The organism is Metapseudomonas otitidis (genome assembly GCF_011397855.1).
Lineage (GTDB): Bacteria > Pseudomonadota > Gammaproteobacteria > Pseudomonadales > Pseudomonadaceae > Metapseudomonas > Metapseudomonas otitidis.
This window is the reverse complement of record NZ_AP022642.1, coordinates 3,507,745-3,523,935: the sequence shown is the minus strand read 5'-3', so window position 1 is coordinate 3,523,935 and position 16,191 is coordinate 3,507,745. Positions and strand designations below refer to the sequence as shown.

Here is a 16,191-nt window from a genome sequence, read left to right as displayed (position 1 = left end):
TTAGGATGCCGGGCTTTGGGCCGTGCCGATCCGGCCCCATCCCAGGACCGCCAGAGGCCGCCATGAACCCCTTGAGTGCAATCGATTACGCCCGTATCCAGGCGCTGCTGGAGACCGACTACGTGCAGGAGCACTACCTGCGCTACGAGGCCGGTGGCGACAGCTATGACTGGCTGGAGCTGGAGGACGGGGAGGGCGACAGCGTCGAGCTGTACGTCGAGTTCCTCCCGGACCGTTTCCGCATCGCGGTGGCCAACGAATCGGGCCCCGGGCCGGACAACGGCTTCGATGACCACCGGCATTTCATCTTCAAACTGGCGGATGCCGAGGTGCAGCGCCACGAGCTGCTCTTCCAGCCCATGGAGGTGGACGGCGAGGGTGCGGACTGCCTGGATACCTTCCCGCTCGCGGAACAGGCGCCGGCCGTCCAGGCCAGCGCGGTGCGTTACCTGGGGATGCTGGAGGCCTACATCCGTGCGGCGGACCAGCGCCTGGCCGAGCTGAAGGCCGACCTGCCGCCGGACATCATCCTCAATGTGCTGGGCACCTTCGAACGCTTCGACGCGCTGCGCGAGACCTTCGAGTCGATGACGGCCTCCATGGGGCTGGAGACCTTCCGCCTGGACGAGGCCTTCAGCGAGCTGGAGCACGACGACCGCATGCCGCGCTCCTACCGCATCTGTGCCGACCGCACGGAGCCGTCCATGACCGAGGAGGACGAGGCGGCCATCGAGGCGCATACCGCCACCGCCTATTTCGTGATGCCGCGCATTCACCACGAGCGCACCCGCATCGTTGCGGCGATGGCGGCGGCACGGGCCCTGGGGCGCCTGATCGAGCCGGGGCTGGTCACGGCCGCTAAGGTCGAGACGGCAGGACTGGCCCATGGCCTGGCGCGCTGGAAGGAGCTGATCGACGCGCTGGAGGCGTCGGTGGAGGCCCGTGACCAGCGGCGCATGCTGCTGACGCTGTACCGCCTGTTCGTGCGCAAGCCCATCGGCCACGAGAACCTGCTCTACACCTGCGGCATGCAGCACCTGGGCCTGCCGGACTTCGTGATCCGCTTCGCCGAGGACGAAGAGGTCGACCTGGAGGCCCAGGAGGCGGCGGTGGCGCGCTTCGAGCAGGCCTTCCTGGCCGCGTTCGGGGTCGAGCCCGCCGCCGAGCCGTCGAGCCCGTACCTGGCGCGGCCGGACTTCGGCTACGAACTGGGCGATATCCGCCACAACCCCTTCGGCTACACCTGCATCGGCCAGCCCGCCCAGGGCTGAGGCGGGCAGGGCGGTGGCCAGCTGAACGCCGGCTGACACCGCCCCTGATGGATGTTCCGACGCGGCCGGTGCTGTTTATACTGCGCGCCGACACAGCGCCACCGCCTCGCTTCGGTGGCCTGGGTCGGGCTCCGGCCCGACCGCGTCGTCCCCTTCCCCCGAAGCACGGATACCCAGCATGGAAATGGATTGGAGCAAGGCCCTGCAGGAGAGCCTGAGCTGGCTCGCTGTCGCGTCCCTGGTCACCATCGTTGCGTTCTCCGCCGCCGCTGCGCTGGCGGTTCGATTCACCCGTTGGGGCAGTCAGTTCTGGCAGGTCGCCGGCCCCTACCTCAGCCCCAAACGCAGCTGGAAGCCGCTGCTGGTCTTCACCCTGCTGCTGGTGATGGCGTTGTTCTCGGTGCGCATGAACGTGCTGTTCTCGTTCTGGTACAACGGCTTCTACAGCGCGTTGCAGGGCCTGGACCAGACAGCGTTCTGGTACTTCCTCGGCATTTTCGCGGTGCTGGCGGCCATCCACGTGCTGCGGGCGCTGTTCAATTACTACCTCACCCAGGCCTTCAACATCCGCTGGCGGGTCTGGCTCACCGAGCGCCTGACCGGTGACTGGATGAACGGTGATGCCTACTACCGCGGGCAGTTCCTCGACGAGCCGGTGGACAACCCCGACCAGCGCATCGAGCTGGACGTCAACGCCTTCGTCACCGGCTCGGTGTCCCTGGCCCTGGGTGCGGTGAGTGCCCTGGTGTCGCTGGTGGCCTTCACCGGCATCCTCTGGGGCCTGTCGGCACCGCTGACGGTGGGTGGGCTGGAGATCCCCCGGGCCATGGTCTTCGCGGTGTACATCTACGTGATCATCGCCACCTGGATCGCCTTCCGCCTCGGCCGGCCGCTGATCCGGCTGAATTTCCTCAACGAAAAGCTCACGGCGAACTTCCGTTATGCGCTGATGCGCCTGCGCGAGTACGCCGAGAACGTGGCCTTCTACCAGGGCACCGCCATCGAGCGCGGCACGCTGCTGGGACGCTTCAGTGCGCTCATCGGCAACGTCTGGGCCATGGTCTACCGGAGCCTGAAGTTCGACGGCTTCAACCTGGTGGTCAGCCAGGTGGCGGTGGTCTTCCCGTTCATTCTCCAGGCGCCGCGCTTCTTCAGCGGTGCGATCAAGCTGGGTGATGTGATGCAGACCTCCCAGGCCTTCGGTCAGGTGCAGGATTCGCTGTCGTTCTTCCGCACCTCCTACGACACCTTCGCCCAGTACCGCGCGACCCTGGACCGTCTCACTGGCTTCCTCGATGCCAACCAGCAGGCCCGAGAGTTGCCCAAGGTGGACACCCATGAGGCCGCCGATGGCCTGCGCATCGAAAGTCTCGACGTGCTGCGCCCCGACGGGCACCGCCTGCTGGCCGACCTGGCGCTGGAGCTGGTGCCGGGCCAGGCGCTGCTGATCAAGGGGCCTTCGGGCAGCGGCAAGACCACCCTGCTGCGGGCGCTGGCGGGGCTCTGGCCCTATGCCGAAGGTACCGTGTACCGCCCCGGCGGGCACCAGGCGCTGTTCCTCTCCCAGCGCCCGTACCTGCCCCTGGGCGACCTGCGCACCGCCATCGCCTACCCCAATACCGCCGTGGCCGAGGATGACGAACGCCTGAAGCAGGCGCTGCGCCAGGTCAACCTCGCGCACCTGGCCGAGCGGCTGGAGCTGAGCCAGGACTGGACGCGCATCCTCTCCATCGGCGAGCAGCAGCGCCTGGCCTTCGCCCGGGTGCTGTTCAACCGGCCCCGTGTGGTGTTCCTCGACGAGTCCACCTCGGCCATGGACGAAGGCCTGGAGCATGCCCTCTACTCGCTGCTGCGCGAGCACCTGGACGAGACGCTGCTGGTCAGCGTCGGCCACCGCGCCACCCTGGCGCAGTTCCATACCCACCGCCTGGACGTGGACGGGCAGGGCGGTTGGGCCCTGCGCGAGCAGGCCGGCGACCTCGCCTGACCCCTCGCGCCCCGGGAGTCAGACGGCTTCCGGGGCGTCCTAAGGCCGCCGCGCAGCGGCTTACACGCAAAAAATCCAGTCACTCCATCCGGGCCGTCTATGCTGCTGGCATTGGGCCTTGTCCAGGATGAGTGCTATGGACTTCTTCGCCGATTCTCCCTCCTCAACCCATTCACCGCCGTCTGCTCCCCGGCCGATCCCGCCGTGGTGCGTGCTGGTGGTGGACGATGATGCCGAGGTACACGCCGTCACCCGGCTCGCCTTGAGCGGCTTCGAGTTCCAGGGGCGACCCCTGGAGCTGGTTCCCGCCTATTCCGCCGCCCAGGCCCGTGACATTTTCAAGTCACGGGACGACATCGCCCTGGCGCTGATCGACGTGGTGATGGAAACCGAGCACGCCGGGCTGGACCTGGTGCGCTACCTGCGGGAAACCTGCAACAACCGCATGACGCGCCTGGTGCTGCGCACCGGGCAGGCCGGCCAGGCGCCGGAGGACCGGGTCATCCGCGAATACGAGGTGGATGACTACAAGGAAAAGACCGAGCTCACCACCCAGAAGCTGCGCACGCTGCTGTATTCAATGCTGCGCTCGTACCGCGACCTGGGGGTGATCGAGGCCCAGCGCCGGGGCCTGAGCCACGTGCTGGAGGCCTGCGCCAAGGTGCAGAACGCCGCGACCCTCAAGGTGTTCTCCTCCACGGTGCTGGAGCAACTGACCACCCTGCTGCACCTGGGGCAGTCGGCGCTGTACTGCATGGTCTGCCCCGGGGAAGGGCACGAACAGACCCGCACCCTGGCCGCCACCGGCGAGTTCCACAGCTACCAGGCCGACGACTCGCTGCAGACCCTGCCTGGTGATGTCGCCGAGCGCTTCCGCCAGGTGCTGGAGGCCAAAGCCTCGTGCCACTACGACGACGCCTACGTGCTCTATCACAGCAACGAGCGCGGCGGCGCCAGCCTGCTCTACGTCACCCACCTGGAGCCGTTGAGCGAGCTGGACCGGCAGTTGCTGGAAATCTACATGCGCAACGTGGCCATCACCTTCGAGAACATCAACCTGCTGGAAGACCTGCAGGAAACCTCCAAGGAGCTGGTCTACACCCTGGCCAACGCCGTGGAGGTGCGCAGCAAGGAGACCGGCGCCCACGTGCAGCGCGTTTCGCTGTTCAGCGAAATGCTGGCGCGGCTCTACGGCCTGCCGGAGCGCGAGGTGTACCTGATCCAGCATGCCTCGCCGCTGCATGACATCGGCAAGGTGGCGATTCCCGACGCCATCCTGCACAAGCCCGGCAAGCTCGACCCCGACGAGTGGGTGGTGATGAAGAAGCACGTCGACTACGGCGTGGCCATCCTCCAGCGCTCCCGCCGGTTGCTGATGCAGGTGGGCGCGCAGATCGCCGGCAACCACCACGAGCGCTGGGACGGCAACGGCTACCCCCAGGGCCTGGCCGGGGACACCATTCCACTGGCTGGGCGGATCATCGCCCTGGCCGACGTCTTCGACGCCCTGTGCTCCCGACGCGCCTACAAGGAGCCCTGGCCCCGGGAAGAGGTGCTGGAGTTGATCCGCTCCGAGCGCGGCCGGCATTTCGAGCCTCGCCTGGTGGACCTGCTGCTGGAGCACCAGGACGCCTTCTTCGCCATCCGTGACCAGTACCCCGACGACCCGGACGAGCACCACCCATGACCGCTGCGCCACCTGTCGGCCCCGAGCAAGGCCAGGTCGTGGTCGGGCGCAGCCTTTCCGCCAGCCTGCTGCGCCTGACCCTGGTCTGTGCGGTGGCGCTGGGCCTGGTGGTCAGCCTGGTGCAGATCGCGCTGGACTACGAGCGCAGCCGTGACCTGCCGGACGCGGACGTGCAGGCCCTGTTCGGCCTGGTGCGCGACCCGGCCACCACCGTGGTGTTCAGCCTCGACCAGAGCACCGCCGACGACCTGCTCAAGGGCATGCTCGAGCAGCGCGGCGTGGTCGGCGCACGGATCATGCTGCCGGAAGGCAAGCTGTTCGCCGACCGTTCCCGCAGCCTGACGCAGACCGAAGGCCGCGCCCTCAACGACATGCTGTTCGGCATGACGCGCCACTACCAACTGCGCCTGTCCACCGAGAAGCTCGGCATCGGCGCGGCCGGTTGGCTGGGTGATCTGCTGGTGGAAGTGGACACCTTCCCCTACGGCGGCGAGTTCCTCCACCGCGCCGTGGTGACCCTGGTCAGCGGCCTGGTCTATGCCCTGGCCATCTCGCTGATCCTGCTGCTGATCTTCTATATCTGGGTCACCCGTCCGTTGCGCCAGCTGATCTTCTCCATTGCCCGGGTGGACATCGCCGCCCCGGAGAACGCCCGCCTCAGCGAGCCCGCCGGACACGCCGAGAACGAGATCGGCGTGCTGGTGCGCGCCACCAACCAGCACCTGCAGGCCCTCGGTGACAACCTGCGGCAGGTGCGCGAAGGGGAGGAGAAGCTCAAGGCCTACTCCGACCAGCTGGAGTCCACCGTCGCCGAGCGGACCCGCGAGCTGACTGAAAGTGTGTGCCAGCTGCGCGAAGCCCAGGGGCAGCTGATCCAGTCCGAGAAGCTGGCGGCACTGGGCGGCCTGGTGGCAGGGGTGGCCCATGAGGTGAACACCCCGCTGGGCATCGCCGTCACCGCCTCCTCGGTGCTGGGAGAGGTGCTGGGCGAGTTGCAGAGCCAGTTCCAGGCCCAGACCCTGACCAGCGACGCCTTCCGCAGCCTGCTGCAGCGCGCCCAGGACAGCAGCACCATGCTCGACCACAACATCGGCCGCGCCGCGCGGCTGATCGCCAACTTCAAGCAGACCGCCGTGGACCAGGTGTCCGAAGCCCGCTGCCAGTTCCAGGTGCGCCAGGTGCTGGAGGCCCTGATAACCAGCCTGCACCCCGAGACCCGCAAGGTGCCGGTGGAGCCGGTGCTGGACTGCGACGCCGAGCTGACCATGCAGAGCCTGCCTGGCGTGCTCACCCAGGTGGTGGCCAACCTCATCATGAACAGCGTGCGCCACGCCTTCTCCGAGACCCAGGCCGCGCGCATCGTCCTGTCCCTGAAGGCTGAGGGCGACGAGGTCCTGCTGGACTACCGTGACAACGGCAGCGGCGTACCGGCGGAGCTGCACGAGCGCATCTTCGAACCTTTCTTCACCACCAAGCGCGGCGAGGGTGGGACCGGCCTGGGCCTGAACATCGTCTTCAACCTGATCACCCGCAAGCTCAACGGCCGGTTGAAGTTCGAGTCCGCTCCCGGTGCCGGCGTGCACTTCCAGATCTGGATGCCCCGCGAGCTGCCGAGCCAACTGGTGGAGGCCAATGGCGGGCCCGCCGGCCCGCGCCAATAGAGGAGGGGCGTGATGAAAGCATGGCTCCTGGCAGTCGTGCTGGCTGCCTGTGTTGGGCCGGTGGCGGCCGAAATGGTGGTGATCGCTGCCGAGGACGACTGGGCACCTTATTCTTCCAAGCGTTTCGACAGCAAAGAACCTGAAGGCTTTGCACCGGAGCTGGTGCGCGAGGCGTTCGCCACCCAGGGTGTGGAGGTGCAGTTCCTCACCGTGCCGTTTTCCCGCTGCCTGCTGCTGGCAGAGGAGGGCAAGCAGGCCGTGGCCTGCTTCGACGTCACCATCACCGACGCCAACCGCGACCAATACGTTTGGCACCCGACCCCGCTGTTCAAGGAAGGCCTGGCCATCTTCGGTCGCGCCGACGAACCCCGGCAGGACCTGAAGACCGCCGACCTCGACGGCCACAGCGTCGGCATCACCAACGGCTACACCTACCCGACGGCCTTCATGGAGAACCCGGCCATCGAGCGCTTCACCGCCAACTCCGATGCGCAGCTGCTGCAGATGCTGGCGGCGGGGCGTGTCGACTACATCCTGATGAACACCATGCCCGGCTTGATGCGCATCCAGCAGAGCGGCGAATTTCGGGGCAGGGTGAAACAGGTGGGGTTGATGCAGGAGGATGGCTTCTGGCTGGCCTTCTCCAAGGTCAACCCGGATGGGGCGCGGCTCGCGGCTATGTTCGAGAAGGGCCTGCAGGCCCTGCGCAGCACGGGGCGCTACCAGAAGATGCTCGCCGACTTCCAGCAGCGCTACCGGGAGTGAATGTCGGCCTCGCGCTGCCCAGGGAGGCTCGCTAGACTGGCGCCTCGCGCCTGCCCTGGAGCCCCACCCGATGGCCTTGCATACCTGGTTGATCTACCTGCTGGCCGTCCTCGGCCTGTCCCTAACACCCGGCCCCAACGCCTTGCTGGCACTGTCCCATGGCGCCCTCCATGGGCACCGTCGGGCGCTGTTCACCATCAGCGGCGGCGCGCTCGGCTTCGCCCTGCTGATGGCGCTGTCCATGTTCGGCATCGGCGCGCTGCTCAAAGCCTCCGCCCAGGCACTGACCCTGCTCAAGGTGGCCGGCGGCCTGTACCTGATCTGGCTCGGCATCCAGCTCTGGCGCTCGCCCGGCATCCAGCTGGACGCCGGCACCGAGGTCGGCCGGCGCAGCAACCTCAGCCTGTTCCGCCAGGGCATGTTCTCGGCTCTGTCCAACCCCAAGGTGATCCTGTTCTTCGGCGCCTTCGTCTCCCAGTTCCTCGACCCCGCACGGCCCCTGTGGCTGCAGTGCGTGGTCATGACCCTGACCTTCGTGATCATCGAATGCGTGGTGGAGTACCTGCTCGCCCGCCTGGCCCACCGCGTCCGCCCCTGGCTGGCGCGCAGCGGCCGGCGCTTCAACCAGGTGTGCGGCGGGCTGTTCGGGATGGCGGGGCTGGCGTTGCCGCTGACGCGTTGAGGCGAGGATAAGAAAAGGCGGCGGTAGACCCGCCGCCTGAAGGCCCCGGGCCGGCGAGGGGCCGCCGGTGGGGCATCGAGGGTAAAGCGTCAGCCGCGGTAGTAGCGCTGCGGCACGAAGGGGGTACGGGCGACCTTCATGGGCACGCGCTTGCCGCGCACCATGGCCCAGACGTCGCTGTCCAGCGTGGCCTTGTCGGCGGGCAGGTAGCCCATGGCCACGGGGCCGCCCAGGCTGGGGCCGAAGCCGCCGCTGGTGACGCGGCCGATCACCGCGCCGTCGGCATCGACGATTTCCGCACCTTCACGCACCGGTACGCGTTCCTGGGGCAGCAGCCCGACGCGCTTCTGCGCCACGCCATCGCGCTGCTGCGCATAGATGCGCTCGGCGCCCGGGAAGCCGCCGGCGCGGGCGCCATCGGCACGGCGCACCTTGGAGAGGGCCCAGCCGAGGCTGGCTTCGATGGGGGTGGTGGCGCTGCTCATGTCGTGGCCGTACAGGCACAGGCCGGCTTCCAGGCGCAACGAATCGCGGGCGCCGAGGCCGATGGGCTGGACTTCGGGCTGGGCCAGCAAGGTGCGGGCGAGGGCCTCGGCCTTGTCGGCGGGCACGGAGATCTCGTAGCCATCCTCGCCGGTGTAGCCGGAGCGGCTGACGTAGCACTCCACGCCTTCCAGGCGCACGCTGCCGAACTGCATGAAGGTCATCTTCTTCACTTCCGGGGCCAGGCGGCCCAGCACGTCGGCGGCAGCCGGGCCCTGGAGGGCCAGCAGGGCGCGGGCCTCGAACAGCGGTTCGATCTCGCACTGGTCACCGATGTGCTGGCGCAGGTGGGCCAGGTCCTGGTCCTTGCAGGCGGCGTTGACCACCAGCATCAGCTCATCCGGGGCCAGGCGCGCCACCATCAGGTCGTCGAGGATGCCGCCGTTGGCATCGGTGAACACCGCGTAGCGCTGCAGGCCCACCGGCAGGTCGATGATGTCCACCGGCACCAGGGTTTCCAGGGCCTGGCCGGCGTGGTTGCCGCGCAGGCGGATCTGGCCCATGTGGGAGACGTCGAACAGCCCGGCCTGGTCGCGGGTGTGCAGGTGCTCCTTGAGCACGCCCAGGGGGTACTGCACCGGCATGTCGTAGCCGGCGAAGGGCACCATCTTCGCGCCGAGTTCGAGGTGCAGTGCGTGCAGCGGGGTCTTGGCGAGGGTTTCAGTGGTCATTCCGTCTTCCTGTAGGTGCGCCGCGCGCACCGATTGAGGGTCCGTGGGCGCTGGGCGCCCGACGGACCGGCACTCAGCATTCGATGATGTTCACGGCGAGGCCGCCGCGAGCGGTTTCCTTGTATTTGCTCTTCATGTCGGCCCCGGTCTGGCGCATGGTGCGGATCACCTTGTCGAGGGAGATGAAGTGCTGGCCGTCGCCGCGCAGGGCCATGCGTGCGGCGTTGATGGCCTTCACCGAGCCCATGGCGTTGCGTTCGATGCAGGGCACCTGGACCAGGCCGCCGACCGGGTCGCAGGTCAGCCCCAGGTTGTGTTCCATGCCGATCTCGGCGGCGTTCTCCACCTGTTGCACGCTGCCGCCCATGACTTCGCAGAGCGCGCCGGCGGCCATGGAGCAGGCCACGCCCACCTCGCCCTGGCAGCCCACTTCGGCGCCGGAGATGGAGGCGTTCTCCTTGTAGAGGATGCCGATGGCGGCGGCGGTGAGCAGGAAGCGCTCCACACCTTCGTCATTGGCGCCCGGGACGAAGCGCGTGTAGTAGTGCAGCACCGCCGGGACGATGCCCGCCGCGCCATTGGTGGGCGCGGTGACCACGCGCCCGCCGGTGGCGTTCTCCTCGTTCACCGCCAGGGCGTAGAGGTTGACCCAGTCCAGCACCGTCAGGCTGTCGCGCAGGGCGGCCTCCGGGCGCTCGCTGAGCTGGCGGAACAGCGCGGCGGCGCGGCGCTTGACCTTGAGCCCGCCAGGCATGATGCCCTCCTTGCGGCAGCCGGCCTTCACGCAGTCCTGCATCACCTGCCAGATGCGCTGCAGCCCGGCGCTGGTCTCCTCGGGGCTGCGCCAGGCCTTCTCGTTCTCGCGCATCAGCGCGCTGATGGAGAGGCCGCTGGCGGCGCAGTGGGCGAGCAGTTCCTTGCCGGTCTTGAAGGGGTAGGCGAGGGGCGTCTGGTCCTCGACGATGCGGTCGCGCCCGGCGGCCTCATCGTCCACCACGAAACCGCCGCCCACCGAGTAGTACTCGCGGGCGCGCAACTGCAGGCCGGCCGCGTCGAAGGCGCGGAAGATCATGCCGTTGGGGTGGAAGTCGAGGGGTTTGCGGATCAGCGCCAGGTGCTCCTTCTCCACGAAGCGGATGGGCTTCTCGCCACCCAGGCGCAGCTCGCCGCTGTCGCGGATGGCCTTCAGGCGGGCCTCCACGGCTTCGGTGTCGACGGTGTCCGGTTGCTCGCCCTCCAGGCCGAGCAGCACGGCCTTGTCGCTGCCGTGGCCCTTGCCGGTGGCGCCCAGGGAGCCGTACAGCTCCACCTTGAGGCTGGTGGTGCTGGCCAGCAGGTGCTCCCGCCGCAGGCCCTCGACGAAGCGGGCAGCCGCCCGCATCGGGCCGACGGTGTGGGAGCTGGAAGGGCCTATGCCGATCTTGAACAGGTCGAAGACGCTGAGGGACATGGTGTCGCTCCTGAGCCTGGTTCGTGCTCGTTGTTATTGGGTCAGCGTAGACACTTGGGGTGGCCGGGCCGTGCGGCCCGACCGTTGAAGCGCAAGGCGGTCGTGGGAGCGAATTCATTCGCGAATGAACTCGCTCCCACCTTCACGGGCCGGTCAGGCGTCCTGATAGGCCTCGATGGACGGGCAGGCGCAGACCAGGTTGCGGTCGCCATAGACGTTGTCGACCCGGCCCACCGGCGGCCAGTACTTGCCTTCCACCAGGCTGGCGGTCGGGTACACGGCCTGTTCGCGGCTGTAGGGGTGGGCCCACTCGCCGACCAGCTCCGCCGCGGTGTGCGGGGCGTTCTTCAGCGGGTTGTCCTCGGCGTCGAGCGCGCCGGTCTCCACCGCGCGGATCTCGTTGCGGATGCGGATCATGGCGTCGCAGAAGCGGTCCAGCTCTTCCTTGGACTCGCTCTCGGTGGGCTCGATCATCAGCGTGCCGGCCACCGGGAAGGACATGGTGGGGGCGTGGAAGCCGAAGTCGATCAGGCGCTTGGCCACGTCATCGACGCTGATGCCGCTGCTGTCCTTGAGCGGTCGCAGGTCGAGGATGCACTCGTGGGCCACCAGGCCGTTGGTGCCGGTGTAGAGCACCGGGTAGTGCTCTTCCAGGCGACGGGCGATGTAGTTGGCGTTGAGGATCGCCAGCTGCGAGGCGCGACGCAGGCCGGCGCCGCCCATCATGCGGATGTACATCCAGGTGATGGGCAGGATGCTGGCACTGCCGAAGGGCGCGGCGCTGACCGCGCCTTCCTTGCGCGCCAGATGGCCGTGGCCGGGCAGGAAGGGGGCCAGGTGGGCCTTGACGCCGATCGGGCCGACGCCCGGGCCGCCACCGCCGTGGGGGATGCAGAAGGTCTTGTGCAGGTTCAGGTGGGACACGTCGCCGCCGAACTGGCCCGGGGCGCAGAGGCCGACCATGGCGTTCATGTTGGCGCCGTCGATGTACACCTGGCCGCCGTTGGCGTGGATGATCTCGCAGATCTCGCGGATGCCTTCCTCGAACACGCCGTGGGTGGAGGGGTAGGTGATCATGATCGCGGCGAGGCGGTCGCGGTGCTCTTCGGCCTTGGCCTTGAGGTCGGCGATGTCGACGTTGCCACGGGCGTCGCAGGCGGTGACCACCACGCGCATGCCGGCCATGTTGGCGGTGGCTGGGTTGGTGCCGTGGGCCGATTGCGGGATCAGGCAGATGTCGCGCTGGTCGTCACCACGGCTCAGGTGGTAGGCGCGGATGGCCAGCAGGCCGGCGTACTCGCCCTGGGAGCCGGCGTTGGGCTGCAGCGACACGGCGTCATAGCCGGTGGCGGCGCAGAGCATGGCTTCCAGCTCCTGGGTCAGCTGCTGGTAGCCCTGGGACTGCTCGGCCGGGGCGAAGGGGTGCAGGTTGCCGAACTCGGCCCAGGTGATCGGGATCATCTCGCTGGCGGCGTTCAGCTTCATGGTGCAGGAGCCCAGCGGGATCATGCTGCGGTCCAGGGCCAGGTCCTTGTCGGCCAGCTTGCGCATGTAGCGCATCAGCTCGGTTTCCGAGTGGTAACGGTTGAACACCGGGTGGCTGAGGATCGGCGACTGGCGCAGCAGGGCGGCGGGCAGGCGGCTGGCGGCGGTGCCGGCCAGGGCGTCGAACGCCGGCATGGCCTGGCTGTCGCTGAACAGCGCCCAGAGCTCTTCCACATGGGCCTGGGTGGTGGTCTCGTCCAGGGACAGGCCCAGGCGCTGGTCATCGATCTCGCGCAGGTTGATGCCCCGGGCGCAGGCCTTGGCGTGCAGCTCGGCGGTACGGGCGCCGGTGGCCAGGGTCAGGGTGTCGAAGAAGTGCTGCTGCTCGACGCTGTGGCCCAGCTGGGCCAGGCCCTCGGCGAGTATGGCGGTGAGCTGGTGCACGCGCTTGGCGATGCGGGTCAGGCCTTGGGGCCCGTGGTAGACGGCGTACATGCTGGCGATGTTGGCCAGCAGCACCTGGGCGGTGCAGATGTTGCTGGTGGCCTTCTCGCGGCGGATGTGCTGCTCGCGGGTCTGCATGGCCAGGCGCAGGGCGGGCTTGCCGTGGCGGTCGATGGACACGCCCACCAGGCGGCCGGGCATGTCGCGCTTGAACGCATCGCGGGTGGCGAAGTAGGCCGCGTGCGGGCCGCCGAAGCCCAGCGGCACGCCGAAGCGCTGGGCGCTGCCCAGGGCCACGTCGGCACCGAACTCACCGGGCGGGGTCAGCAGGGTCAGGGCCAGCAGGTCGGCCGCGACCGCCACCAGGGCGTTGGCGCCGTGCAGGCGCTCCACCAGGTCGCGGTGGTCATGGATGTCGCCGTCGGTGGCGGGGTACTGCAGCAGCGCGCCGAAGTAGGCGGAAACGTCGCTGATCTCGCGCTCATCGCCCACCACCACTTCGATGCCCAGGGGCTCGGCGCGGGTGCGCAGCACGTCCAGGGTCTGCGGGTGGCAATGACGGGAGGCGAAGAAGGCGTTGCTGGCCTTGTTCTTCGACAGGCGCTTGCAGAAGGTCATGGCCTCGGCGGCGGCGGTGCCCTCGTCCAGCAGGGAGGCGTTGGCGATGGGCAGGCCGGTGAGGTCGCTGATCAGCGTCTGGAAGTTCAGCAGGGATTCCAGGCGGCCCTGGGAGATCTCCGGCTGGTAGGGGGTGTAGGCGGTGTACCAGGCCGGGTTTTCCAGCAGGTTGCGCAGGATCGGGCTCGGCGTGTGGCAGGGGTAGTAGCCCTGGCCGATGTGGTTGCGCAGCAGCTGGTTCTTGGCGGCGATGGCCTTGATGGCCGCGAGGGCCTCGGCTTCGCCCTGGCCGGGCAGGGCCAGGTCGAGCACGCTGCTGTCCTTGATGGACTCGGGGATGACGCTGGCGGTCAGGGCTTCCAGGTCGCTGTGGCCGAGCAGGTCCAGCATGGCCTGGATGTCGGCCTCACGCGGGCCGATGTGGCGGGCGATGAACTCGTTGGCGGTGTCGAGGGAACGGGTCTGGATGGGCATGGCGGGTGTTCCTCAGGCGTTCTTCACCAAAGCATCGTAGCCGGCCTGGTCGAGCAGGCCATCCAGTGCACCGGCATCGTCCAGGCGCATGCGGAAGAACCAGGCCTTGCCTTGCGGGTCCTCGTTGACCTGCTCGGGGGTGTCGGGCAGCTCGCCGTTGACTTCCACCACCTCGCCGTCCAGCGGCATGACGATGTTGCTGGCGGCCTTGACCGACTCCAGCACGGCGACTTCCTCGCCCTTGGCGTAGCGTTGCAGTTCGGGGAGTTGAACGAAGACCACGTCGCCGAGGGCGTCCTGGGCAAAGTCGGTGATGCCGACGGTGACCAGGCCGTCTGCGTCCAGGCGCAGCCATTCGTGATCAGCGGTAAAGCGCAATTGGCTCATTGGTAACTCCTCGATGCGGTGGCCCGGTTCTTTGCCGGGCGCTGATAGGGACCCCCGGCACGGAGCGTCGCCCCGTGCTGTCTGGGCGCCTCATAGCAAGGCGGATGCCATCGAATAAAAATTCAATAAAAACAAATAGATATGATGTTTTATTGATGTGAAATCTTTTCGTGCGTGTAGCGAAATCGCTACGGCTCTCGCGGTGACCGACCGGCCATGTGCGCGCAATCCAGGCGTGATGGGGCTTTCAAAGGATTTGTTGCGAATTCGATACGCTGTAGCGAAATCGATACGTTCGAGTAAAAAGTCTAAATAAAATCCAATAAAAACAATTAGATAGGATGACTATCTGATGTGGGTTGTTGGGTTGGGGCGCTGCGAGCCCCCGAGGCTGCCAGGCGCGCGCTCGCAGCCCCAGGCAGGCGGCCGCCAGCAGTGGCGAAGGCTGCTCTTGAGTAGTGGTTTTATTGTTTGAAAATCAATCGCTTACGAGTGATTCGCAAGGTCGCTCATGCGTTCTTGCCCGGGATGCCGTACTTGCGCAGTCGGTGGGCAATGGCGGTGTGGGAGGTCTTGAGCCGGGCGGCCAACTGGCGGGTGGAGGGGTAGCTGGCGAAGAGCTTCTCCAGCAGGCCGCGCTCGAAGTTCTCCACGGCCTCTTCCAGGCTGTTCACTTCGCCGTCGCTCTGTCGGGCCACGGCGGTGCCGGCGATGTCCAGGTCGCCAATCTCCACGATGTTGCTCTCGCAGATGGCGGCCGCACGGAAGATCACGTTCTGCAGCTGGCGCACGTTGCCCGGCCAGCGGTTGCCCAGCAGCGCCGGGTAGGTGCCGGGTGCCAGCCGGCACGGCGGCCGCTGGATCTGGGTGCAGGCCTGCTGCATGAAGAAGCGCGCCAGCAGGAGGATGTCCTGCTCCCGCTCGCGCAGCGGCGGCACGTCCAGGCTGAGCACGTTGAGGCGGTAGAACAGGTCCTCGCGGAAGCTGCCCTCGGCCACCATCTTCTCCAGGTTGCGGTGGGTGGCACTGAGGATGCGCACGTCCACCTTCACCTCGCGGTCGCCGCCCACCCGGCGGAAGCAGCCATCGCTGAGGAAGCGCAGCAGCTTGGCCTGCAGGTAGGGCGACATCTCGCCGATCTCGTCGAGGAACACCGTGCCCTGGTTGGCCAGCTCCAGCAGGCCCGGCTTGCCGCCGCGCTGGGCACCGGTGAAGGCGCCCGGGGCATAGCCGAACAGCTCGCTTTCGGCGAGGTTCTCCGGCAGGGCCGCGCAGTTCAGCGCCAGGAACGGCTGGTTGCGCCGGGCGCTGACGGCGTGGCAGGCCCGGGCCACCAGCTCCTTGCCGGTACCGGTCTCGCCGGTGATCAGCAGGGGCGCATCCAGGGCCGCCACCCGCAGGGCACGGGCCTTGAGGGTGCGGATGGGCTGGGAGTCGCCCAGCAGCGAGTCGAAGCCCTCGGCGTGGTCGTGGTGCAGGGCCGAGAGGCGCTCGCCGATGCGGTTGGGCAGGTAGAGGGTCAGCAGCGCCCCGGTGAGGCGTTCGCCCTCGTTGATCGGCACCGCGTCCAGCAGCAGCGCCTGGCCCTTGAGCTGGATTTCCCGCAGCGGCAGGCGGAAGCCCTGCTCGCGCAGCACCTCGTGCAGGCTCTCGTCGCCGAACAGCTGGGCCAGGGTGATGCCGGCCGGTTCCTCGCCGTACAGCGCCACCAGCGCCGGGTTGGCCAGCAGCACGCGGCCATTGCCGTCCACCGCCAGCACCGGGTCGGTCATCGCCGCCAGCAGCGCATCCAGCTGCAGGCGGTGGCGCTGGCCGGGGAGGATGTCCACCACCGTCACGTCCTGCACGCCGTGCACCTTGTGCAGGGCCTCGCGCAGCTCGTCCAGCACCTCGGGGCTCAGGGTCGGCGCGTCGATGTAGACGTTCGGCGGCACCATCTCCACCGCATCCAGGTTGAGGTTGCGTCCGCCGAGCAGGGCGAGCACTTCCTGGGTGATGCCGACGCGATCGATGAAGGTGACGTGAATGCGCATGGAAACCGGGCCGTACGAAGGAGCGGGGATTAT

The 16,191-nt window shown here is 67.9% G+C and carries 11 protein-coding genes; 6 read left to right on the top strand and 5 right to left on the bottom strand.

From position 1 onward, the window contains the following. Positions 1-62 precede the first annotated feature (62 nt). From PotMrB4_RS15955 to PotMrB4_RS15930, 6 genes are all read left to right on the top strand, one after another. Complete coding sequence (locus PotMrB4_RS15955) at positions 63-1,271, top strand: C2 domain-containing protein (RefSeq protein WP_172433889.1); 1,209 nt, start codon at positions 63-65, stop codon at positions 1,269-1,271. Between the two features lie 178 nt (positions 1,272-1,449). Next, positions 1,450-3,258, top strand: coding sequence for an ABC transporter ATP-binding protein/permease (locus PotMrB4_RS15950; protein WP_142008610.1), 1,809 nt, complete (start codon positions 1,450-1,452; stop codon positions 3,256-3,258). Positions 3,259-3,394: 136 nt separating this feature from the next. Further along, on the top strand, positions 3,395-4,945 hold the full coding sequence (locus tag PotMrB4_RS15945; RefSeq protein WP_172433888.1) for a DUF3369 domain-containing protein: 1,551 nt from the start codon (positions 3,395-3,397) through the stop codon (positions 4,943-4,945). After that, on the top strand, positions 4,942-6,606 hold the full coding sequence (locus PotMrB4_RS15940) for an ATP-binding protein (protein ID WP_172433887.1): 1,665 nt from the start codon (positions 4,942-4,944) through the stop codon (positions 6,604-6,606). Before PotMrB4_RS15945 ends, PotMrB4_RS15940 begins: the two co-directional genes overlap by 4 nt. A gap of 12 nt (positions 6,607-6,618) precedes the next feature. Next, positions 6,619-7,371, top strand: coding sequence for a substrate-binding periplasmic protein (locus PotMrB4_RS15935; RefSeq protein ID WP_172433886.1), 753 nt, complete (start codon positions 6,619-6,621; stop codon positions 7,369-7,371). A 70-nt stretch (positions 7,372-7,441) separates the two neighbouring features. Continuing rightward, positions 7,442-8,053, top strand: a complete 612-nt coding sequence (locus PotMrB4_RS15930) for a LysE family translocator (RefSeq protein ID WP_044399629.1) — start codon at positions 7,442-7,444, stop codon at positions 8,051-8,053. 89 nt (positions 8,054-8,142) lie between these two features. On the opposite strand, the gene gcvT is transcribed toward PotMrB4_RS15930, so the two are convergent. The 5 genes from gcvT to PotMrB4_RS15905 all read right to left on the bottom strand — a co-directional run bounded on the left by gcvT (position 8,143) and on the right by PotMrB4_RS15905 (position 16,158). Next, entirely contained in the window at positions 8,143-9,267 is a 1,125-nt protein-coding gene (gene gcvT / locus PotMrB4_RS15925; protein WP_172433885.1) for a glycine cleavage system aminomethyltransferase GcvT, read from the bottom strand. 73 nt (positions 9,268-9,340) lie between these two features. Further along, positions 9,341-10,717, bottom strand: coding sequence for an L-serine ammonia-lyase (locus PotMrB4_RS15920; RefSeq protein WP_142008623.1), 1,377 nt, complete (start codon positions 10,715-10,717; stop codon positions 9,341-9,343). A 153-nt stretch (positions 10,718-10,870) separates the two neighbouring features. Further along, on the bottom strand, positions 10,871-13,738 hold the full coding sequence (gene gcvP, locus PotMrB4_RS15915) for an aminomethyl-transferring glycine dehydrogenase (RefSeq protein ID WP_172433884.1): 2,868 nt from the start codon (positions 13,736-13,738) through the stop codon (positions 10,871-10,873). 12 nt (positions 13,739-13,750) lie between these two features. Next, the gene (gene gcvH, locus PotMrB4_RS15910) at positions 13,751-14,125 is read right to left on the bottom strand and encodes a glycine cleavage system protein GcvH (protein ID WP_044399613.1); all 375 of its coding nucleotides are present in this window, start codon (positions 14,123-14,125) and stop codon (positions 13,751-13,753) included. A 509-nt stretch (positions 14,126-14,634) separates the two neighbouring features. Continuing rightward, positions 14,635-16,158, bottom strand: a complete 1,524-nt coding sequence (locus PotMrB4_RS15905) for a sigma-54-dependent transcriptional regulator (RefSeq protein ID WP_044399610.1) — start codon at positions 16,156-16,158, stop codon at positions 14,635-14,637. Positions 16,159-16,191 lie beyond the last annotated feature (33 nt).